The following is a 21,359-nucleotide window of genomic DNA, read 5'->3' as shown; positions in this document are numbered from 1 at the left end:
CGGCATTTTTCTCTGAAAATCTAGCGTAGGGTGGACGTAAGTCCACGCACAATAACGGTAAAACGTGGACTTACGTCCACCCTGCAAGCGGTCAAATTCCCCCCAAATTTTGCAAAACGCTCTCAAAACCAACCGCACTTTCCGCACAAATCCCTACACAATCAAGAATTTTCCGCTATACTTTGTTCATAATTTATCAGCCAAACAGGAGCCGATTATGACCCCATCACAACTTATTCAAACCAAGCACGCTGAAATTATGGCGATTAGTCATCAATTTGAGATGGCGAACTTGCGTGTGTTCGGTTCGGTGGCAAAAGGGCTGGGTACGGAAAACAGCGATTTGGATATTTTGGTGGATACCACACCGAAAACCACGATGTTTGATTTATGCGGTTTGCAGGTGGAGTTAGGAGATTTGCTAGGCATTAAATTTTCTCCCTACTTATCCAACCCCTTCTCTTTCAACCACCCCGCCAAATGTTCCGCCACTTGTACGTTGTTGGTATCAGACATCGGGAAATGGGTATTGCCTTTGATGCCGACTTTCGGCAGTTCGATCACTTCCACCTTGCCGCCGTGTTTGTTCACCACGTCCGCCCATTGTTTGGCGAGGCTTAAGCGGATACGCCATTGGTCTTCGCCTTGATTGTCGGACGGTTTGTCGCTGATGAAATCGCCGAAGTAAATCACAATCGGTAATTTGGTCAATTTCGCATCGTGTTTGTGTCTTAATTCCATTTTGTTGTCAAAAATCATCGTTGTGCCGTCGGCTTGGGTGTAGGCTTCCCATTGTGGTAAATCGCCACCGTTTGCGGATTCGCCACAAAACGGTCATTGGTTGCCAACGCCGTCAGCCTTGCCGTTAATGCAAAAAGTAAAGTTGGGATTTTTGAAAGTTTCATTGTCTGTCCTTTGTAAAATGTTAGAAAAATCAAACCGCTTGGCGGGTTGATCATAAGCAGGATTTTGTTGCGTGATAACCGTAGAATTGAGAAAACAGAGCTGTAGGATTTGCAACAGTTGCAATTTTCCTTAAAAAAGTGTAAAAGCGGTTCAGGCATTCAGGAAAACCAAATCATTCATTACTGCCAAACACTAGTATTCGATACTAACAAACACTTTGCTTATCTCTCTGTTTTTAGCATAAAATAGTTTCCATTAGTATCAAACACTTTGTTCGTTAATAATGAACAGATTGATAAAGAGTTATTTTATGCTGTTAAAATCAGAGCTTACCCGAGCTATTACAAGCCAGCAACAGCAGTTATTATCGCAACAAACCTACCCGCGCAAAATGCTGGAGAGAATCAAAATGTTGCCTGATTTTGCCTTGGCAGTGTCAGGTATTCGCCGTAGCGGGAAAAGCACATTGCTTACTCAACTTATTGAGAAACAAGCAGAAAACAGTTATCTCTTTCTCAACTTTGACACGCCGCAGCTTTTCAATTTTGAGTTTGGCGATTTTGCCTTACTCGATGAAATCATTGCTGAAAATCCACAGGTTAAAACGCTCTATTTTGATGAAATCCAAGTGATTGACGGCTGGGAAATGTATGTGCGTGGCAAGCTCGATCAGGGCTATCAAGTGGTGGTAACTGGGTCTAATGCGTCTTTGCTCAGCCGTGAACTCGGCACAAAACTGACAGGACGGCACATCAGCAAAGAACTTTTCCCTTTCTCTTTTGTGGAATTTTGCGAATTTCTCGGCAAGGCGAAAAATGCCGACGCAGTATCGGATTATTTGGCTCTCGGCGGTTTTCCGCAGTATCTGCAATTCAATGAAGACGAGATTCTAAACGCCTTGATTAACGATATTTTATACCGCGGTATTATCGTCCGTTTCGGCATTCGTGACGAACGTGCGATGAAGCGTTTGTTGCTTTTCTTGGCGGGCAATATCGGCAACTTAGTTACCGCAAACAAACTCAAACAAAGCCTTGAAGTGAAAAGCACTTCTACCGTGCAGGAATATCTTTCGCATTTGGAGCAAGCCTATGTGGTTCATCTGCTGCCGAAATTTGCCTATTCCTACAAAACCCAGCTCGCCAACCCACGCAAAGCTTATTTTATCGACAATGGTTTACAACGTGTGATTAGCCCGTCTTTCAGCCAAGATCTCGGCAGAAAGCTGGAAAATGCCGTATTTTGGGAACTCAGACGACAATTTTCAGAGCTGTATTACTACAACGAAAACAACAAAGAATGCGATTTTGTCGTCTGCCAAAACAGCACCCCGACACAACTTATCCAAGTCTGCCGGAAACTAAACGCCGAAAATACCGCCCGAGAACGAGACGGCTTAGTTGATGCGATGAATTTCTTTAAATTGGAGCAAGGTTTTATTATTACCTTTGATCAGGAAGATAAAATGATTGTTGATGGAAAAGTGATTGAGATTGTGCCGTTTTGGAAGGTGTTTGGGGCTAAGGCTAGAGAAGTACAAATTTGAGAAGGAAAAATCGCAGTATTTTCAATAATTAACTTACAATAAATAAATTCAAATACATTTCGAAAATATAAAAACAGGACAATTTATGGTTACCCACACAGTCATTATCAGCGACCGAGCAAAAGATAATATTACCGTTTATACCAAAGAACCTGCATTTTTAGTGATTGCCGATCGCACGGATTTAAAAGCATTAAAATATTTGGAAGAAGCCAATAAAGCAGGGATTTATATTTTATTAGGCGAAAATCAGCGTTATGTCGGGCAAGCGAGCAATAAAATTTATGAACGCTTGGCCGCTCATCATCTTGATGAAAATAAATCTTGGTGGAACCAAATTATTTTCTTTGGGCGGGAAGACGGGCATTTAGATAAATCGCAAACGGATTATCTTGAAAAGAAATTGATTGAAGAATTTAAGAAAACAGAACTTCAATTAGACAATAATACCGTGGGTAATCGTTCTTATATTGAGAAAACAAGTAAAATTAAAGCCGATAACATTTGGAATTTAGCTCAAGAAATTATGGATGAAGTGGCACATATCAATATTTTTGAAACTGCTGTTACCGATGAAGAAAATAGCACCGGACAGTATTTTATTGAATTAGAAGATCATAAAATTTCAGGGAAAAGCTATCGGGATAATCAAAGACAATTCTTTTTGTTTTTATTAAAAAACAGCCGTTATCGAAAATTAGTTGAAGATTTCTGTTTGAACGGTAAGCCAACAAACAGCCACTGTATTGGCAATGAGCCGAGCTTCCGCCCCAATGGAATGAAATATACAACCGAATTGAGCAAAGATATGTATCTTTATCATAACCTATCAATGAAAGATCTTCGCAAATCCATTCAAAATTTTGCCGATGCAGTCGGTTTGAAAATCATCTTTCACTGGGATTAAAACATAATGCTGTCTGAAAACTTTTTCAAACGGTCAAATTTTGCAAAAATTTTATCGATTCAGACTGCTTGTTATTGATGAATAGCATTATTTTAAGGCAAAAGTCGTTGTGTAATTCGCAATATCTGCAACTTTCCTTAGGGGAAGTGTAGTAATTCGTCGCTTTTTCATTGGAAAAAGCGTGGTCTATACCTATATTTTCCTTTGGAAAAATATAGGTATAGACATAGCTTTAGAATAACCAGTAAGTAGATAAATATGGGCAAATTATGCAACAGGAAACTAGATTGGTTGTAAATTAAGCGAGTGTTGCAATTGGGGGGGGGAAATCTGCCAAGTGTATGGGGAGCAGTTCCAACCAGATCAAGCAGTTCGGTTTTCAATGGCGGATTATCGGGAATAGGATTGGATGGTGAATGTGCCGTTGTATGGTTCTGAAGGCCTATTTTAAATATAATAAGTGATAGTTTATTAGTCGTATATTTAGCAAAGTAAAAATTAATTATTTTTAAGGAATATCTATGGAAGTACAAGATTGGGGTGGTGGTTTAGCCGATCATGAAGTTGCTGCTATTGAAAAAATGAAGCAGGTTTTTAAGGCAGTTGTAAATAACAGCAAAGGAAAAGGGAACGGCTTTGATTCGTTAAAAAATTTGCAATCCATTTTCCCTTGGAAAGGCTATTCAGGCTTTCGCTTTGCTGATGTTAAAGAACGCAAAGAAGGCGAATTTGATTTAGTGATTGTTACGCATTGCAATGTTCTAATTATTGAATTGAAGCATTGGAATGGCGCAATCACATCTCACAAAGATAAATGGTATTTAAACGAAAAGGAAATGGGGCGTTCGCCTATTTCCGTTACTCGCAATAAGCAATTTTTGTTAGAAAAGAAACTGGACAAGTTCAAACCACAATTCACTAATAAAGGATTTCGCCCACAGGTGCATTTTTTAGTGGTGATGACGGGTAATGCGGATTTTAGTCAGTTACCTGACAATGAAAAAATGCACATCCTCACTTTGGCAGATTTTTTAAAGCTCAAAAACGAACACGAATTTAACAATCGTTTCCGTCCACACCCTGACAGTAAAACCTTGAATCAAGATTTTGAATTATTTGATAAAAAAATCTTCGGCAGCAACACTGTTAAACTCAAAAATATCAGTGTTGGCGGTTATTTTGCCGAAGATATGCCCATTTTTGACCATCCAAAACATATTTTTCAAGAGTATCTTGCCCAAACTGAAAACAGAAAACATCAAGATCAAGCATTATTGCGTCGTTGGGATTTTGCAAAAATTAATCGTCCCGAAGCACAAACGCCTGATGGACGTTATCGTTTGGTCAGCCGTGAATACGATGTATTGAATCATATCAAAGTACAAAACCAAGAGTTGTATCATGCCTGCCTGAATTACAAATCCACACCGCAAAAAGGTGAAATTACTGCTGAACATATTGATTTGTTTGAACTGTTTCCACAGCAAAAACGTTTTAATCAATTTGTCGGCGGATACAGCGGCGAAAATTTAAGTATCGAACGCCGTTTAGGATTAGTTCAACTGTTATTGGACAAATTTGCCCAGTTGCACAAAATCGGCATTGCTCATCGGGATTTGGGCGAACACAGTATTTGGTTGTCAGCAGATGACAAAATCACGCTGTCGGGATTTGCGACCGCATATTTTAAAGATGAGCAAACTGTCGGCGATATTCGTGAAATTTTGGAAGTATCGGGCGATTTAGCAAAAACGGTTTTTCCGCTTTCAGACGGCTTCAAGCCTACACCATATCAATATGATGTGCGGTCGTTGGCTGTTTTGGCGTGGCACATCATTCAGGCAAAACGCATTTCGCCAGCCAGTATTGACGAAATGAAAAACCAATTGGCTGATGAAACAACGTGGTATGCAGAAGTCTTGCGTACGGCGTTATCAAGCACGCCTTATGAAAGTGCGGTGGATTTTTTAGAGAAATTCAATCAAGCTAAACCTGAACAAGCGGTAAATTTTTCCTTTGATTTTACTAAATTAGAGCAGTTTGTCCATGACATCAACCACTCCCGTGCTTATCGTGAAGATAATGATTTTATTATAGAAAGCAGCGAAAAAGAAGTTTACCGTTCTAATGGTTTATTGATTAAAGCGTGGCTCAATGCAGACCCACAGAAAGACCAAGCCAAAGCCCGAGTAGTATTAAACTGGCTGGAAAATATAGCGAAATTGGCAAAATTATCGCCCGATTATGTGCCGAAAATCCGAGAATTCGGCATTGCCCAAAAATCTGGCTGTCTGTTTGCCGTAAGTGATTTTATTGATGGGCAGACGTGGCAAGCGGTTTGTCAATTAGATTTGCCTGACGAACAAAAATTGACGATTATTCAAAAATTTATTCAGAATATTGAGCACTTGCACAGTTTGGGTTTTACGCACGGAGATTTGAAACCTGACAATGTGTTGGTAACGCTTGATGACGATAATTTTCAGCTTCACATTTTGGATATTTTGGATTTTTCGCCAAGCGGACAAAGCCATTTCAATACCGAATATTCACCAGAATTTGACCATGCTACTGAAAAGCAACGAGATAATTTTGCCGTTATGAAAATGGCGTGTGAATTATTGGGCTTGGTATGGAATATGCCGTCTGAAAAATTTGCTGACATCGCCGAAGTTGTACGGAAAGAATATTCAGACAGCCAAACCGCATTTATTTCGTTGGCAAGATTTAAAGAAGCCCTTAATCCTAAACCGACCACACCGATGATTAATATCACAGTGGGCGGACGTGATTCGTTTTTACCGATTGAGCTTTATCCTGAAAATGGCGAATTGTTTGTTCAATTTAAAAAAAGCAAACGCTATCCAGATGAAGAAATCGATATTACTTTTATTGGCTTGGGTGGCAAAATAACCGCTTTTTATACCATTCTCGAACAAAAATTCCGACACGCTACATCGCCGTTTGAACGCAATCATATCAGTCGAAATGACCGTGATGAGAGTAAATGCAGTTTACAAATTGGCCTGAGTATTACACGTGGCAATTACAGTAATTTAGATGAACTCAATAAATTCATTACGAATAACGAGATATTTAAACAAACCATTACTCAATTTGTTCAAGAGCAATATTTCAATCAGCCTGAAAAAGAAGAAATTGAACAAATTGCTGTTGTTGAAACTGAAATTGCCGATATTGATGTTGCAGAAGCCGTTATTGAACAACGCCCAAACATTCAAAAACTTTGGCAGGCGATTTTGGATACTGAAACCGAAGCCTTACCGTCTGTTACCGCAAATGGAGCAGTACAAAAAACTGAAAACGGCGAGATCTATATCCCGTATGACGGCGAGGTCAATCCTATTGATCAGTTTAAACGTGATGAGATTGTGGAAGCGATCGGTAAAAGTGAAGATGGCGAAAAAACCTTTAAATATGGCGTGGTAGATATTGGTAAAAGCACGCTTAATGAGGTGCATTTAAAATTAAAAAGTTTAACTAATTCATCAGGAAATATTGGAGAAAATACGCCTATCTATTTCCAAAGCAAACAAAACAAAGCATCTTATACCCGCCGTAAAAATGCTTTGCAACGTATTTTAGACGGCGAAAGTGCAGTTAAAAATTTGGTACATTATTTTGATGAAAGCTGTACGTTGCCGTCTGAAAAATACGAGATTGAAGTCAGTAATGAACAATTTGCTCGTTATGACCAACCTGAAAAGGGCGTGAGTTTAAACGAAGCTCAACGCTTTGCTTTTCAACGCTTGATAGCCAATGGTCCATTATCTTTATTACAAGGTCCGCCAGGCACGGGCAAAACCGAATTTATTTCCGCTTTTGTGCATTACCTGTTTGATGTACAAAAGGTTCGCAATATTTTACTGGTCAGTCAGTCGCACGAAGCGGTGAACACTGCCGCCGAACGCATTCGCAAACACTGTCAGCGTTTGGGAACGGATTTGCAACTGGTGCGGTTTAGTAACCGTGAGGTTGCCGATTCTGAAATTTTGGAAGACGTATTTTCGCCGAATTTAGTCAGCCAAAAACGGGCACAATTAAATGTGAACAAGATTGGTAATATCTGTCAGCTTGGTCGTAGTATGGGGCTGCCTGAAAAATATTTGCGTGAACGTGCCGAACTGACCTTTGATATTGGCACGCAAATCCGCCGTTATGAAAAAATCGTTAAATCAACCAAAGATGAAAACATTGATGAAGACGAAAAACGCTTACGTAAAAAATTAGAAAAAAGCATTAAAGAACAAGCCCAAGCAATGGGATTGCGTGAATTGGTAGAAATTGATGAGATTTTGCCGAAATTGATTGGCGAATTAAATCAAAAACACAATATCCAGCCACACGAAGATATTCAGGCAGGCAAACTGATTGATTTAACTCAAGATATGCTGGAAGCCCTTTCTAACGAACGCACCAATTACGATGAGTTTTTGGCCCGCTCCCGTCAGCTTGTAATTGGTACTTGCGTGGGAATTGGGCAAAAGCATATCGGTATTGCCGACAATCTTTATGATTGGGTAATTGTGGACGAAGCAGCCCGTTCCATTTCCAGTGAGCTGGCGATTGCCATGCAATCAGGTACACGGATTTTATTGGTAGGCGACCACAAACAATTACCACCGTTGTATTCCGAAGAGCATAAAAACGCACTTGCTCGCCGTTTAGGGATTTCAAAACGTGGCGAAGAATTAGATCAAGCATTAGGTAGCGATTTTGAACGGGTATTTTTGTCTGAATACGGCAAACAAACTTGTGCCACGCTCAAAACGCAATACCGTATGGCTCCTGCGATTGGTAGTTTGGTATCAGCTTGTTTTTACGAAAATGTTCTGGAAAACGGTAAAACCGATAATGATGTACCTGATATTTATTTCAGGCTGCCTGAAAAACTCAAATCCTGTGTAACATGGTTGGACACGTCTTCATTACCGAATTCGTATCACGAAAAAGCTAAAAACGGCAGTTTGTCCAATCGTGCTGAAGCTGAAGTCATTATTGGTTTATTGCAAGATTTGGAAAACGATGAAACCTTTATGAGTAGCGATATCGTGCAAAAATGTTTGGCTAAAAACGAGCAAGCCATTGGTGTAATTTGTATGTATGGCGAGCAGAAAAAACTTATCCGCAAAAAATTCAACGAACGCAGTTGGGACGATAATTTCCGCCGTTTGGTCAAAATTGACAGCGTAGATAGTTATCAAGGTAAGGAAAATCGTGTGATTATTTTGTCGCTAACACGCCATGATAAAGAATACAGCATAGGATTTTTACATTTGCCAAACCGCATTAACGTAGCGTTGTCTCGTGCAATGGATAAGCTCGTCATTGTCGGGGCAAAAACCGTTTGGGAGCAACCTAAAAACAGCAAAACACCATTAGCAAAAGTCTTACAATTTATGCAAAAGCAAACTAACAAACAACATTACGCTATTAAACCCCTGAAAAATGGAGCGAAAAAATGAGTGAACAAAAAACACCTTATAATCAAATAGATTTTGTGGTTAAAGCTCCACGTTTTCGCATTGTGTTTTCCTATATGAGCGATAAAGGCGTGGCATTTGTACGTGAATATTTGTTGCGACTGTTGAAAATAACACCGTGCAAACCTGCACAAATCGCCCAATATTTCGGGTTTAACCAGCATGAAACCGAAGTGGCTCTTGCTGATTTGGAACAAAACAAATGGATTATTTGGCAAGATGACAGTTTGATTTCCTTATCGGCAGAAGGTCAGCGTTTATTTCAAGATAATGGGCAAGATGTCCCCAAAATTCCCACCTTAAAAGAATTTGGCGGTGAATACCGTATGGAGTTGCTGGACAACAACTTTTTGCAGAAAAAAGATTGCAATAATGTCCGTCAGCAAGCAATTGAACTGGAAATTGAACCGAAAGTGCTGTCTGAAAGTAGTGAAATTGCTCGCAAAGCATTTCAAAACCGTTTCCGTCAGTTAATGGAAGATAACATCATCAATTTAGACGAAAAAGACATTTCGTTATATAAAATTGATGTCATTGAACCCAAAGGTGTACCTGAATATTTTCGTTTTACTCAATCTTTTGAGTTGCTACCTGAAACAGGCGAAGCCAAAGAGCGCGACGACGTAGATACTATTATTCATCAGGATAATATCCAACAAGCCATTACCACCCAACTGGAACAGTTTGGTAACCGTGATAATTTGCGTGAATTACGCAAAAGTATGGAAGAAATTGGCGATGATGATACCTTGAAAGTGCTGTTTGGCGGGCGATTAGATTTTTCAGAATTTCTGAAAGTCTATGAAAAATATGAGCAACAAAAAGGCTTGTATTTTTTAGGACAGATTTATCATCAAGAAAATTTGTTCAAACAAATCAATCAAATTATTGCTAAATTAGATAAAAAGCAATCCCCAAAACTCTATTGGCTTGCCCCAAACGATATTTATTGGGGAAAACAACGCAAAATCCACGATAAATTGCAAAATTTAATTGAAAAATCAAAAGACAAATATGATTTTCGCCTGTATTTACCTTTGCCAGCAGAAGGAAATAAACGTGAAGCACTGGAATGGAAAAACCAATTCAGAGATATTTCTGAAAAAATATTGTATGGTTTTCATGAAGATTTTTTAGATGGCAATACAGAAATTTTGTTTTTAGAAGATAAATTTGCGGTAGTTTGTTATCACTCTAAATTAGCTGATTATCCTGTTACATTGCCGATCGGGTTTATGACAACCAAAGCAAATGAAGTACGTTTTATTCAGGATTTGGTTCAAAAATATTTATCCAGTTTTCAATCATATGAAAGTATGAACGACTTGGGCTTGTTAAGCAAGATTTGAGCATTCACATTAAAAATTATAAATACTGTCTGAAATTTCAGACGGCATTGTCATTTTGCGAGCTTGCTTCCATAAAGTTTTTATCCAGTATTGATACTGGTTGTCGTTTATGATTGAATAACTGAAAAATTAAACAGTAGAAATTGAAGATGAACAATATCAGTACGCAGAATTATCAAAGCCTGATTACCGACATCGGTACGCTGCTTAACCGTGGGCGTGAGCAGGTTGCCCAAACTGCCAATACCGTTTTGGTGCAGACTTATTGGCTGATTGGTCGGCATATCGTGGAATTTGAACAGAATGGACAGGATAAGGCGGAGTATGGTTCGGATTTGTTGAACCGGATTTCAAAAGATTTAAAAGATCGCTATGGTGCAGGTTTTAGCCGTTCTAATTTGCACTATATGCGGAAATTTTATCTCTCATTTCCAAATTGTGAGACGCTGTCTCACAAATTAAGCTGGTCGCATTACTTTGAGATTTTAAAAGCGGACAATCCGTTAGAAATAGGCTTTTACAGCAAGCAAACAGAGGTGGAAAATTGGAGCGTGCGAGAGTTGAAACGGCAGATGAAATCAATGCTGTTTCATCGTTTGGCGTTAAGTAAAGACAAAGACGGTGTGTTGGCATTGGCGGAGCGTGGGCAGGAAATTGCACGTCCGCAAGATATTTTGCGAGACCCTGTGGTGCTGGAATTTCTCAACATTTCGCAAGCCCATCAAATGCAGGAAAACGAGCTGGAAGAGCAGCTGATTTCCAGCTTGCAACATTTTCTGCTTGAACTTGGCAAAGGCTTTGCCTTTATCGGGCGGCAATACCGCATTTCGCTTGGCGGCAAACATTTTTATGTGGATTTGGTGTTTTACCACCGTATTTTGAAATGCTTTGTGTTGATTGATTTAAAGCGTGGCGAAGTCAATCATCAAGACATTGGGCAGATGAATCTGTATCTCAATTATTTTCGCAAAGAAGAAAACGTGGACGGCGACAATGAGCCGATCGGTATTGTGCTGGGCGCATATAAAGATAAGCTGTTGGTGGAATATGCGTTGGATAACATCGACAACCAGCTTTTTGTCAGCAAATATCAGCTTTATTTGCCGAATCGGGAAGAACTGGAAAGAGAGTTGGAGCGATATTTGGGCTAAAACAAGGCCGTCTGAAAAATTTTTCAGACGGCATTATTATCTACAAGCGGTCTGATTTTGCCAAAAATCTGCAAGTCCCACCGCTTACAAATTCGGCTCTTTCACCACGCCAATCAACTCGTGCGGTTGGTAGGGTTCTTCCAAATAGGCAACTTCTTCTGCCGTCAATTCCACCTCAAAGGCTTGAATGGCTTCGTCGATGTATTCGGTTTTGGAGCCGCCGATGATTGGCGCGGCGACGGGGCGTTTTTGTAGCAGCCACGCCAGTGCGATGGCGGAGCGGCTTACGCCTTTTTGTTCGGCGAGTGCCTTTACTCGCTCGGCGATAGCTTTGTCTTGTTCGAAAGTGCGGTCGAATTTCGCTTTGGCGATTTGATCGGTTTCGGCGCGCAAGGTGTGTGCCTGCCAGTCACGAGAAAGGCGACCTGCGGCAAGCGGTGCGTATGGCGTGGTGGCAACGCCGTTATCACGGCAAAAGGCGTTCATTTCCCGCTCTTCTTCACGGTAAAGCAAATTCTGCTGATTTTGCATCGAAATAAACTTCGTCCAGCCGTTTTTCTCCGCCACAAATTGCGCTTTGGCGAACTGCCACGCATACATCGAACTTGCGCCGATATAATGCACTTTGCCTGATTGCACCAAGTCGTGCAGGGCTTTCATCGTTTCTTCAATCGGCGTATGGTAGTCCCAACGGTGGATAATCAACAGGTCGATGTAATCCGTTTGCAGGCGTTCAAGCGATTGTGCCACTTGGGAGAAAATATGCTTGCGGGAAAGCCCTTGTCCGTTTGGTTTGGCGGTTATTTTGCCTTTTGTGGCTTCGGGTTTGACCATCGAAAAATAGACTTTGGTGGCGATGACTACTTCGTCGCGGTTCGCCCATTGCTTGATGGCTTTGCCCAAAATGCGTTCGCTTTCGCCGAAAGAATAGACGTTCGCCGTGTCGAAAAAGTTAATGCCTGCGTCTAAGGCGTGTTTGATCACAGGCAATGCCTGTTCTTCTTCCAGCACCCAATCCGCCCAGTCTTTGTTGCCAAAGCCCATACAACCCAAGCAAATGCGTGAAACTTCCAAGCCTGAATTGCCTAATTTGGTGTATTGCATGGTGCTCTCCTTATTTTTTCAGCACGGTTTTCAACACCGTATCCGCTTTCTCCGCCACTATTTTATCCTGTTTTGCCAGCTCGGCAATCACACGGTTTAACTCGGTTTCATTCAAGCCCAAATTATGCAAAATGGTGAGATGCGAACGCAACTGATTCGGCACGGTTTCCAAGCCTGAGATGGTAGAAACGGTAACGATTTCACGGTTCACAGGGCTGAAATTGTCCCTTGCGAACAGGTAGCCAAACAGGTGCGATTTGAGCGTGTAATCCACGCCTTCAAAATTTTGCAGCAAAGCAGGGGCTTCCCGCTGGGTCAAGGTGCTGAGCATTTGGCTGCCGCGGCTGTAAAAATCTTGCGGGGCAAGTGCGGTCGGTTTTGTGCCAGTTTCATCTTGAATGCCTTTTTCTTGACGTGCTTTTAGCAATTTTTGGAACGTCTGTAAACCGTTTAACGCACGGGGGAAACCTGCATAAGCGTATTGGTGGGCGAAAATTTCATTGATTTCCGCCACCGTCAAGCCTGCTTTCAAGCCGTTTTCAAGGGCAGGCGTGAGCGAATCCAAATTGCCTTTCACGCTGAATAAGGCAATCGGCACAATGGCAAGCTGCTTGTCTGTAAGCGGTTCAATTTGCTGAATTTTTTGCAAATCCGCTTTCAAATCGGGAGCGGTAGCTTTCGGCAGCTCCACCCGTTCTAACCACGTCGGTTTGTTTTCCGCCGCATTCGGGGCGATGGCAATGTGCGTCATCGCCGAATGTTCCGCCGCACCGTGCCAGTGTTTCACATTCGGCGGACACCACACCACATCGCCTTTTTTAAGCACTCGAATTTCGCCGCCCCATTCCTGCGTGCGACCTTCGCCTTCGGTAACAATCAGATATTGCCCCTGCGAATGAGTGTGCCAGTCGGTAATGGTGTTCGGCTGAAATTCTACCACCGCCTGAGCGTCTTGGCTGTTCGGCATTTTCGGCAGATAGGCAAACTGTGCCTTGCCTGTAAAATGCTCGGTCGGGGCTTGGATAAATTTCAGCTCCGCACGGTGGGTGATAGTTTGATGATTATCCTCCGCCAATGCGGTTTGGCTCATTACGGTTGCCGCAAGTGCGGTCAAAAAGAGAGATTTTTTCATACGGCGTTCCTTACAAATTCTTGCCAAAGAATCCTGTCAATTTCTCGCTGATTTCTTTCACATATTCAGGTTTCCAGTAGGTTTGAATATGGGTTGCACCTTTAACTTTGTACAGCTCTTTGTTGTTTGTGCCTGTGGCGTTTTTGAACACTTCTTCGGTCATATACAGGCTGTCGGCTTTGTCGCCAGCAATCATTAAGAGCGGTTGGTTGATTAAATCCACATTGGTATTTACGTCAAATTCCATCAAATCCAACAGACTGGAAAGCGTGTAGTTGGTTTGTGAATTTGGGTGGGCGTGGCTTTGAGCGTAGTATTCGTAGCCCTCACGATACATATCGTACGGCAGTGCTGCCACTTGTTCTTTGGTCATCCCTGCGGCGAAAGCAGGCGAGTATTTCACTTCGCCTGTGGTGGCTTCCAGTTTGCGAGCTTCTGCCGCTTCGGCTAAGCGTTTTTGAATGGTGTCGGTTTGCGAACGCATAAAGCCGTTGCGGCGTGCGTCGCCTGAGTTGAACATACTGATGGTTGCCACCGATTTGAAGCGTTTGTCGGTTTCTGCCGCTTTAATGGTGTAACCGCCACCGCCGCAAATGCCCAACACGCCTAAGCGGTTGTTGTCCACGCCTTTGAAAGTGCTGATAAAATCTGCTGCGCCACGAATATCGTCGATACGGTTTTGCGGTTTGTCCACATAACGGGGGGCACCGCCGCTGCCGCCTTGGAATGCCGCATCAAAAGCGATGGTAATATAACCTTGTTCTGCCAATTTTTGTGCGTACAAACCTGCCACCTGTTCTTTCACGCCACCATTCGGGTGTGCCACCACAATCGCTGGGTATTTTTTGGCTGCGTCAAAATTCGCAGGCGTGTACACATTCGCTACCACGTCGATGCCGTTTACTTTATATTTCACCGATTGCAGGTTCACTTTGCCCGCTTCGTTTTTGGTGATGGCGTTGTCGTAAGTTAAAGTGAATGGATTGTTGTGATAATCGGCTGCCATAGCGTTGCCTCCCAGTAACATTGATGATGCGAAAATGGCTGAGATAAGGGTTTTCTTGAACATTATTAAACTCCTGTATTTGCAAAATTTTCGGCTTTTTTCACCGCTTGTTAAGGGCATTATAGTGCTGGATTTGTTGCGTGATAATCGCTAAAATCACAACAGTTATTGCAAAAAAGAGAATAATAGAATGGATAAACTCGCTGCACTCAATTATTTCGTAACCGCCGCCGAAACGCTCAACTTCCGTGAAACGGCGGTGCGGTTGGCGATTTCGCCGTCGGTGGTTACACGCACTATTGCCGAACTGGAAACCCATTTGGGCGAACAGCTGTTTAAACGCAACACCCGTTCCATCGTACTGACCAGTTTTGGCGAGAGCTTTTTGCCCAAAGCGGTACGACTGCTGGAAGACAGCGACCAGCTTTTTCAGACGGCAAATGATGAAGAGGAAATGAGCGGCATCGTGCGGATTACTTCGCTGCGGATTACCCATCACGAGCAAATTTTGTTCGATCTTTTGACCGCACTTAAGCCTTATCCGAACCTGTTTATCGACTGGCGACTCGACACAGCGAAGCTTGACAACGTGCAACACCGCATTGATATGGGCATTCGCATTGGGCGTGAACCCGCCCCGAATTTTATCATCAAACCCCTTGCGTGGAGCCAACATCTGTTCGCTGCTTCGCCTGAATTAGTGGCAAAACTCGGTGCCCCAAAAGACTTGGAAGACCTGCGTCAGCGTTACCCGTTCAGCAGTTTGCTCAACCCCGAAACAGGCAAAGCGTGGGATTTGGTGCTCAGCGGACAAGAAACCTTCGTGCCACGCCACGTGGAATTTTTCACCACCGACCCCTATGCGGAAGTTCAATCCGCACTAGCAGGCAAAACCGTGGTGCAATCCAGCGATCTCGCCTGCCGAGAGCATTTCAAAGCAGGGCGTTTAGTGCAATTGCTACCCGAAGTCCCGCAAGAAAAATGGCAACTTTACCTCTACCGCCCCTACCAAACTACCACGCCGAAACGGGTGCTGAAAGTGTTTGAGATTTTGGAGGGGGTTTTGCGGAAATACATATCCTAAAAATAACCGCATTTTGAATAAGCAGTTAATGCGTTCAAAGTGCGGTTAAAACCCGTTAAATTTTTACCAAAATTTTCCCCATTTGTGCATTGCTTTCCATATGGCGATGTGCCGCTGCCATTTCATCAAAGGCAAAAACCTTGTCAATTTCAGGCTGTAATTGACCGCTTGCCAAGCCGTCAAACACAAATTTTTTCGCTTTGGCGAGTTTTTCCGGCACGGTGGTGATTTCAAACAGTTCATAGCCTCGCACCGTGAGATGTTTGCCCAAAATTGGGAACACCGGCACGGCAATATCATCGTGGCTTAATGCACCATAGATGATGTATTTGCCGTCTTGTGCCATTGCATTGATAATTTTTGCCGCTTCTTTACCGCCCACTGGGTCAAATACTAAATTCACACCTTTGTCGCTAGTGATTTCTAGTAATTTAGCCGTAACGTCATCTTCTTTAGTGGCAATCACAAAATCTGCGCCTTTTTCTAGTAATACATCGCCTTTGGCGTGGGTGCGAGACAGGGCGATCACGGTTGCCCCTTGCTGTTTGGCGATTTGAATTGCCGCCAGCCCCACCGAACTGGTCGCCGCCCCCAGCACCACAAAATCGCCTGCCTGAATGTTGCCGAATTCCACCAATCCGCCATAAGCGGTAACGAACATCATCCAACTGGCGGCGGCTTGTTCCATTGTGAGATTGTCAGGGTGTTTTACCACAGCATGAACGGGCATATTCACGATTTCGCCATAAGTGCCGTATTCGGTAAACATAAATGACGGAATCACGCTAACTTTGTCGCCAACGTTGAACTCGCTCACGTCTGCACCGACCGCTGTTACCATGCCTGCACCTTCGTAACCCATCGTGGCAGGGAAAACAGGTTCAATCACATACGCCCCTTCACGATACATCATTTCCGCACGGTTTAAGCCTAACGCTTGCATTTGAATTTGCACTTCGTGAGATTTCGGTGCAACTACCTGCACATCAGCAATTTGTAACACGTCTGCTGAGCCAGTTTGATTAAATTGAATTTGTTTCGTCATTTTTTGATCCTTTAATTTGTTTCATATTGATATAGGTATTATAGGTTTTTCAGAAAAAATGATAATATAGCGAAAAAGCAATTTAATTTTGCGTTAAACGCAAGGATGATTATGGACTATTTTTCAGCGTTACAAATTTTTCATTCGGTTTGTGAAACCACTAGTTTTACGGCAACGGCGAAACAGCTCGGAGTGGCGGTGTCATCGGTTACACGCCAAATCGATAATCTTGAACAATCGCTTGGTATTGCGTTGCTTAATCGTTCTACTCGCAAACTCTCGCTCACGGCGGCAGGGATTCGTTATCAACAGCAAACTAAATCAATTTTGGACGATTTACAGCAAGTCAATCAACAACTAAAAGACGAAGTGCTTGAACCGCAAGGTAAGCTCCGTATTACGTTCCCCAACACTTATGGCGCTTGTAAATTTTCGCCGCTGTTGGCAGAGTTTGCTGCTCGCTACCCTAAAATTGAATTGGAGTTGATTAGCTCTGATGATTTTGTCGATCTGTTCAGTCAGCCAATTGATTTGGCGATTCGTTTGGGGCAAATCAATGATGAGCGTTTGATCGCTAAAAAACTCGCCCCGCAACAGCGTTTGTTAGTGGCAAGCCCAGATTATTTACAACAGCATGGCACGCCTGAAAATCCGCAAGATTTAACCGCACTTAACTGCTTGCCGTTTACTTATCGTGGCTTGGCGGCGAAATGGTATTTCAAGCAAGGCGAGAAAACAGAAAGTATTTGGGCAAAGGGCAATTTGTCGGGCAATAATGCTGAAATGTTGCTCCAAGCCTGCCTAGATGGGCAGGGCATTACGCATTTGCCCGATTGGTTGGTTGAACCTCATTTACAAGCGGGCAAATTAGTGCAAATTTTTGCAGATTGGCAAATTACGCCAACGGATACTGCAGAGAATGACGGCATTTACTTGGTTTACACCCCAAACAACCGTCAAATGATGAAAATTAATGTGCTAAGTGAGTTTTTAGTGGAAAAATTAGGATAAAAATCTGAGGAATGTCCTCAGGCTGTTTTATGGCTTCACAAACATTTTTCGGCAAATTTCTGTGAGTAAATCAAATACTTTTAGCACGCGTGTTGGGGTTATGGTTTGATAAGGGCGATAGAGATAGAGCTGCCAGTGATCAATGGAAATATCAGGGAAAAGCTGAATTAATTGACCGTTTGCCAGATAAGGCTTTGCCATAAAATCGCTAATCAATCCAGCACATTGCCCCATTAAAATAGCTTGTAAGGCACTGTAATTGTCTACCGAGTAAAAAGCGATGTTGCGTGGGGTGAGCGAGGTTGTTTCATTGAGTGTTAAATTCCACGGGCGACCTGTGTTGATGTTAATCGGTGCAGTGAATGGAAAATGGCGTTGGAAAGCCTCAAAATCGGTTGGTTTTCCCCATTTTTCAAGCAGTTGCGGAGAGCAAACCAACACATCGCCGATTTCCGCCACTTTCCGCACGATAAAATTGGGGGCGGGTTCTAAGCCGATACGCAAGCCAATATCAATGCGTTCCTCAACGGTGTTGAGTTTGCCCATATCTTCCCGCCAGTCCAACACAATGTCAGGATAGGCTTCAAGGGCGGTCAATAATTGACGAATAATTTCATCATTTTCCCGCCACGCTGGCACGGTAATGCGCACAATGCCCGCCAAGTCATCATTTTTTGCTTTGCCCATTTGAAACAGACTGTCACTGTCTGCCAAAAGCTGCTGCGCTTTCAGTAAAAACTGTTCGCCAAAGCTGGTCAGCTGAATGGAGCGTGTGCTGCGTTTAAACAGCGGCTCGCCCAATTCGGCTTCCAGTTCGTTAATCACTCGGCTGATAACAGACGGCGAAATCGCCAAACGATTCGCCACTTCACGGAAATTTAGAGTTTCGGCAGCCAAGCAGAAGTATTTTAAGGCAGTATAACGGTCGTTCATATTATTCTCATTTCAAGCACAGTTTATTCTCATTTTATTGATTATCAACGCACAAAACAATCTCTATAATGCCCTTATTCAAACAAAACAAGGATACGCAATGAAACTGAAAACCTTAACTACCGCATTATTGTTCAGTACATCTTTAATGGGAGCAAACGCTATGGCAGCATTACCACAAAACGCAACGGCAATTGAAATGCCTGCGCAAAGCATTCAACTTACGCAAGAATGGGACAAAATTTTCCCGAAATCCGACCAAGTAGAACACCGAAAAGTTACTTTTAAAAACCGCTATGGCATTACGCTTGTGGGCGATTTGTATGCACCGAAAAACGCCCAAGGTAAGCTGCCAGCGATTGCAGTGAGCGGTCCGTTTGGGGCAGTGAAAGAGCAAACCTCGGGCTTATATGCGCAGCATATGGCGGAACGTGGTTTTGTTACCATCGCTTTTGACGGCTCGTACACTGGCGAAAGCTCAGGCACACCGCGCAACGTGCCGTCGCCTGAAATCAACACCGAAGACTTCTCGGCTGCGGTGGACTTTTTAGGTTCGCTGGACAACGTAAACCGTGAAAACATTGGCATTTTAGGCATTTGCGGCTGGGGTGGCTTTGCCTTAAATGCGGCGATTTCTGACCCACGTATTAAAGCGGTGGCGGTCAGCACCATGTACAATATGACCCGTGTAACGGCAAACGGCTACGAAATCAAACTAGATCCGAAAGGGCAATACGACCGCTTGCCAGCAAAAGCAGCGGAAGATCGCAACGCAATGCGATTGGCGATGAGCAACGCCCGTTGGGATTCGGCGAAAAATGGTTATACAGATTTAGGCGACCCAGCGCAACATTTGACCCCGCAAGACAAATTAACCGCAGAAACTCCGTTGTTTGTGCGTGAATACTCAAATTTCTACAAAACCAAACGCGGCTTCCACCCACGTTCAGTTAATTCAAATTCAGCGTGGACGACCACAGGTTTCTTACCGTTTGTCAATATGCCGATTTTGCAATATGCGGTAGAATTAAAAACACCTGCGTTGGTGGTACACGGCGAAAAAGCGCACTCACGTTACTTCGGCGAAGATGCCTTCAAAGCCTTGGGCAGCCAAGACAAAGAACTGGTGATTGTACCGAATGCGTCGCACACGGATTTATATGACGATGTAGCAGGCAAAATTCCATACGATAAATTTGAAGCGTTTTTTAAAGCGAAGTTGAAGTAAGGCGAAGTGGTCGTCTGAAACCGTTTCAGACGACCTGATGACCTCGCTGGGCAGCGGCGCACAGTAGTTGAAATACTGCGTTAAAAATGCTCGTTCATCAACGCATAACCAGAAGGTAAAAATCATGCCAACATTCAGACAATTTTTTCAACTCTTGACTGGCACATTTGCCTTGGGCTTTGCATTACCCAGTTGTGCCGAACAACCGTCTCAACCCAAAAAGGAACATACTATGAATATTCTTATCACAGCCCCCAATCAAGCACCGATTAAAGCAACCCTAGCTGATAATGCCGCAGCGCGTGATTTTTACACACTGCTGCCACTGACTGTGCAGATGGAAGACTATGCTAGCAAAGAAAAAGTGGCTCACAACTTGCCACGCAAGCTCAACACCACAGGCACGCTCAGCGAGCATAATGGTAAAAGAGGCGATATTACCTATTACGCGCCATGGGGTAATCTTGCCGTGTTCTACCGCGACCACGGTAGTGCAGCGTCAGGCTTAGTGTATTTGGGAAACATCAGCGAAGATGTGGACGCGATTAATAATCTGAACGGACAAGTTCATATCAGCATAGACAACCAGTAAAACGAGTAAAGAAGAAACGCAACATGAAAGATGTATTAATTCTAGGTATAGTGGGATTGAGTACCGCCGCCATCATCCCCCCGTCTGCTGCAACAGGCAGACGTTAAACTCACTCTGTTTGTCCGCTCCAATAAGAAACTGCCGCTACAGGAAAATGAACGCATTCGTATAAAAAAAGAAGCCGTTAAAGGCTTCTTTTTGTTGGAATGGAACTCAGAACGGGATATCGTCGTCGAAGTTATCCATCGGTGGCTCTGCTTGAGCTGGTTTCGCTGCTTGTGGAGCAGGGCGACTTGCTGTTTGGTCATAGCCGTAACCGCTGTTACCTTGATTGTAACTTTGTTGTGGGGCAGGTGCTGAATTTCCCCAACCGCCTTGGTTACCGCCGAAATCACCGCCTTGATTACGTCCGCCTAACATTTGTAAAACGTCACCTTGGATTTCGGTAGTATAACGGTCTTGACCGTTTTGATCTTGCCATTTACGTGTTTTTAAACGGCCTTCAACATAAACTTGCGAACCTTTACGTAAGTATTGACCGGCAATTTCCGCTTGGCGACGATAAAATACGATACGGTGCCATTCGGTAACTTCACGGCGCTCGCCTGTATTTTTGTCTGTCCAACTTTCACTGGTTGCTACGCTAATATTTGCAACTGCTTCGCCGTTTGGCATTGTACGCATTTCAGGATCGTTACCTAAATTGCCCACGATGATAACTTTATTAATACCTGCCATAAAATCCTCTGTGAATTGATTAAGTGCTGTAAAATTTTATGCAGTATTCTACCTGAAATTCAAAAAAATGCACGCATTAAAACTGATATTTTGTACAGTTACTTAAAATATGCGATAATAAAA

At 43.0% G+C, this 21,359-nt stretch carries 16 protein-coding genes and 3 pseudogenes; 11 read left to right on the top strand and 8 right to left on the bottom strand.

The genetic code is table 11. The features are described 5' to 3' along the window. Positions 1 to 217: 217 nt before the first annotated feature. A pseudogene (locus C228_RS15030) lies at positions 218 to 364 on the top strand (nucleotidyltransferase family protein); the annotation flags it as partial. Positions 365 to 441: 77 nt separating this feature from the next. On the opposite strand, the pseudogene C228_RS0102260 reads toward C228_RS15030, so the two are convergent. Together C228_RS0102260 and C228_RS14425 are read right to left on the bottom strand one after the other, a co-directional pair. Continuing rightward, positions 442 to 714, bottom strand: a pseudogene (locus C228_RS0102260) (hypothetical protein); the annotation flags it as partial. Between the two features lie 41 nt (positions 715 to 755). Next, a complete protein-coding gene (locus C228_RS14425; RefSeq protein ID WP_018651089.1) occupies positions 756 to 905 on the bottom strand; it encodes a hypothetical protein in 150 nt (49 codons plus the stop codon). A gap of 311 nt (positions 906 to 1,216) precedes the next feature. On the opposite strand from C228_RS14425, the gene C228_RS0102250 reads away from it, so the two are divergent. From C228_RS0102250 to C228_RS0102230, 6 genes and pseudogenes are all read left to right on the top strand, one after another. After that, on the top strand, positions 1,217 to 2,452 hold the full coding sequence (locus C228_RS0102250; protein ID WP_018651088.1) for an ATP-binding protein: 1,236 nt from the start codon (positions 1,217 to 1,219) through the stop codon (positions 2,450 to 2,452). A gap of 85 nt (positions 2,453 to 2,537) precedes the next feature. Then, entirely contained in the window at positions 2,538 to 3,359 is an 822-nt protein-coding gene (locus C228_RS0102245; RefSeq protein WP_018651087.1) for a GIY-YIG nuclease family protein, read from the top strand. A gap of 334 nt (positions 3,360 to 3,693) precedes the next feature. Beyond that, positions 3,694 to 3,762, top strand: a pseudogene (locus tag C228_RS14725) (DUF4143 domain-containing protein); the annotation flags it as partial. A 118-nt stretch (positions 3,763 to 3,880) separates the two neighbouring features. Next, entirely contained in the window at positions 3,881 to 8,845 is a 4,965-nt protein-coding gene (locus C228_RS0102240; protein ID WP_018651086.1) for an AAA domain-containing protein, read from the top strand. Continuing rightward, on the top strand, positions 8,842 to 10,212 hold the full coding sequence (locus tag C228_RS0102235; protein WP_018651085.1) for a hypothetical protein: 1,371 nt from the start codon (positions 8,842 to 8,844) through the stop codon (positions 10,210 to 10,212). Before C228_RS0102240 ends, C228_RS0102235 begins: the two co-directional genes overlap by 4 nt. A 149-nt stretch (positions 10,213 to 10,361) precedes the next feature. Further along, positions 10,362 to 11,363 carry a PDDEXK nuclease domain-containing protein gene (locus C228_RS0102230; protein ID WP_018651084.1) on the top strand — a complete coding sequence of 334 codons (1,002 nt, stop codon included), beginning with the start codon at positions 10,362 to 10,364 and terminating at the stop codon, positions 11,361 to 11,363. 84 nt (positions 11,364 to 11,447) lie between these two features. Here the strand turns inward: C228_RS0102230 and C228_RS0102225 are convergent, their stop codons facing one another. The 3 genes from C228_RS0102225 to C228_RS0102215 are packed head-to-tail and all read right to left on the bottom strand — an operon-like array spanning position 11,448 to position 14,668. Next, positions 11,448 to 12,467, bottom strand: a complete 1,020-nt coding sequence (locus C228_RS0102225) for an aldo/keto reductase (protein ID WP_018651083.1) — start codon at positions 12,465 to 12,467, stop codon at positions 11,448 to 11,450. 10 nt (positions 12,468 to 12,477) lie between these two features. After that, positions 12,478 to 13,599, bottom strand: coding sequence for a cupin domain-containing protein (locus tag C228_RS0102220; protein ID WP_018651082.1), 1,122 nt, complete (start codon positions 13,597 to 13,599; stop codon positions 12,478 to 12,480). A gap of 10 nt (positions 13,600 to 13,609) precedes the next feature. Further along, positions 13,610 to 14,668 carry an alpha/beta hydrolase gene (locus tag C228_RS0102215; RefSeq protein WP_018651081.1) on the bottom strand — a complete coding sequence of 353 codons (1,059 nt, stop codon included), beginning with the start codon at positions 14,666 to 14,668 and terminating at the stop codon, positions 13,610 to 13,612. A gap of 127 nt (positions 14,669 to 14,795) precedes the next feature. Here C228_RS0102215 and C228_RS0102210 point away from each other — a divergent pair, with 127 nt between their 5' ends. Further along, positions 14,796 to 15,689, top strand: a complete 894-nt coding sequence (locus tag C228_RS0102210; protein WP_018651080.1) for a LysR family transcriptional regulator — start codon at positions 14,796 to 14,798, stop codon at positions 15,687 to 15,689. 55 nt (positions 15,690 to 15,744) lie between these two features. Here C228_RS0102210 and C228_RS0102205 read toward each other — a convergent pair whose 3' ends face one another. After that, a complete protein-coding gene (locus tag C228_RS0102205; protein ID WP_018651079.1) occupies positions 15,745 to 16,734 on the bottom strand; it encodes a zinc-dependent alcohol dehydrogenase family protein in 990 nt (329 codons plus the stop codon). A gap of 111 nt (positions 16,735 to 16,845) precedes the next feature. On the opposite strand from C228_RS0102205, the gene C228_RS0102200 reads away from it, so the two are divergent. After that, positions 16,846 to 17,745 carry a LysR family transcriptional regulator gene (locus tag C228_RS0102200; RefSeq protein WP_018651078.1) on the top strand — a complete coding sequence of 300 codons (900 nt, stop codon included), beginning with the start codon at positions 16,846 to 16,848 and terminating at the stop codon, positions 17,743 to 17,745. A gap of 27 nt (positions 17,746 to 17,772) precedes the next feature. Here C228_RS0102200 and C228_RS0102195 read toward each other — a convergent pair whose 3' ends face one another. Then, a complete protein-coding gene (locus tag C228_RS0102195; protein ID WP_018651077.1) occupies positions 17,773 to 18,678 on the bottom strand; it encodes a LysR family transcriptional regulator in 906 nt (301 codons plus the stop codon). 100 nt (positions 18,679 to 18,778) lie between these two features. On the opposite strand from C228_RS0102195, the gene C228_RS0102190 reads away from it, so the two are divergent. Continuing rightward, complete coding sequence (locus C228_RS0102190) at positions 18,779 to 19,906, top strand: alpha/beta hydrolase (protein WP_018651076.1); 1,128 nt, start codon at positions 18,779 to 18,781, stop codon at positions 19,904 to 19,906. Positions 19,907 to 20,138: 232 nt separating this feature from the next. Continuing rightward, positions 20,139 to 20,498: a cyclophilin-like fold protein gene (locus C228_RS13170; protein WP_039770632.1), complete on the top strand. Its 360-nt coding sequence runs from the start codon at positions 20,139 to 20,141 to the stop codon at positions 20,496 to 20,498. Positions 20,499 to 20,711: 213 nt separating this feature from the next. On the opposite strand, the gene C228_RS0102180 is transcribed toward C228_RS13170, so the two are convergent. Then, positions 20,712 to 21,236 carry a single-stranded DNA-binding protein gene (locus C228_RS0102180; protein WP_018651074.1) on the bottom strand — a complete coding sequence of 175 codons (525 nt, stop codon included), beginning with the start codon at positions 21,234 to 21,236 and terminating at the stop codon, positions 20,712 to 20,714. Positions 21,237 to 21,359: the final 123 nt, after the last annotated feature.

The sequence above is a fragment of the Actinobacillus capsulatus DSM 19761 genome, assembly GCF_000374285.1.
Classification (GTDB): domain Bacteria; phylum Pseudomonadota; class Gammaproteobacteria; order Enterobacterales; family Pasteurellaceae; genus Actinobacillus; species Actinobacillus capsulatus.
This window is presented reverse-complemented; position numbering and strand designations above follow the sequence as displayed.

Bases quoted from the DNA above. Each gene is read 5' to 3' on its own strand.
- C228_RS14425 (WP_018651089.1), bottom strand. From the start codon at position 905: ATGAAACTTTCAAAAATCCCAACTTTACTTTTTGCATTAACGGCAAGG.
- C228_RS0102250 (WP_018651088.1), top strand. From the start codon at position 1,217: ATGCTGTTAAAATCAGAGCTTACCCGAGCTATTACAAGCCAGCAACAG.
- C228_RS0102245 (WP_018651087.1), top strand. From the start codon at position 2,538: ATGGTTACCCACACAGTCATTATCAGCGACCGAGCAAAAGATAATATT.
- C228_RS0102240 (WP_018651086.1), top strand. From the start codon at position 3,881: ATGGAAGTACAAGATTGGGGTGGTGGTTTAGCCGATCATGAAGTTGCT.
- C228_RS0102235 (WP_018651085.1), top strand. From the start codon at position 8,842: ATGAGTGAACAAAAAACACCTTATAATCAAATAGATTTTGTGGTTAAA.
- C228_RS0102230 (WP_018651084.1), top strand. From the start codon at position 10,362: ATGAACAATATCAGTACGCAGAATTATCAAAGCCTGATTACCGACATC.
- C228_RS0102225 (WP_018651083.1), bottom strand. From the start codon at position 12,467: ATGCAATACACCAAATTAGGCAATTCAGGCTTGGAAGTTTCACGCATT.
- C228_RS0102220 (WP_018651082.1), bottom strand. From the start codon at position 13,599: ATGAAAAAATCTCTCTTTTTGACCGCACTTGCGGCAACCGTAATGAGC.
- C228_RS0102215 (WP_018651081.1), bottom strand. From the start codon at position 14,668: ATGTTCAAGAAAACCCTTATCTCAGCCATTTTCGCATCATCAATGTTA.
- C228_RS0102210 (WP_018651080.1), top strand. From the start codon at position 14,796: ATGGATAAACTCGCTGCACTCAATTATTTCGTAACCGCCGCCGAAACG.
- C228_RS0102205 (WP_018651079.1), bottom strand. From the start codon at position 16,734: ATGACGAAACAAATTCAATTTAATCAAACTGGCTCAGCAGACGTGTTA.
- C228_RS0102200 (WP_018651078.1), top strand. From the start codon at position 16,846: ATGGACTATTTTTCAGCGTTACAAATTTTTCATTCGGTTTGTGAAACC.
- C228_RS0102195 (WP_018651077.1), bottom strand. From the start codon at position 18,678: ATGAACGACCGTTATACTGCCTTAAAATACTTCTGCTTGGCTGCCGAA.
- C228_RS0102190 (WP_018651076.1), top strand. From the start codon at position 18,779: ATGAAACTGAAAACCTTAACTACCGCATTATTGTTCAGTACATCTTTA.
- C228_RS13170 (WP_039770632.1), top strand. From the start codon at position 20,139: ATGAATATTCTTATCACAGCCCCCAATCAAGCACCGATTAAAGCAACC.
- C228_RS0102180 (WP_018651074.1), bottom strand. From the start codon at position 21,236: ATGGCAGGTATTAATAAAGTTATCATCGTGGGCAATTTAGGTAACGAT.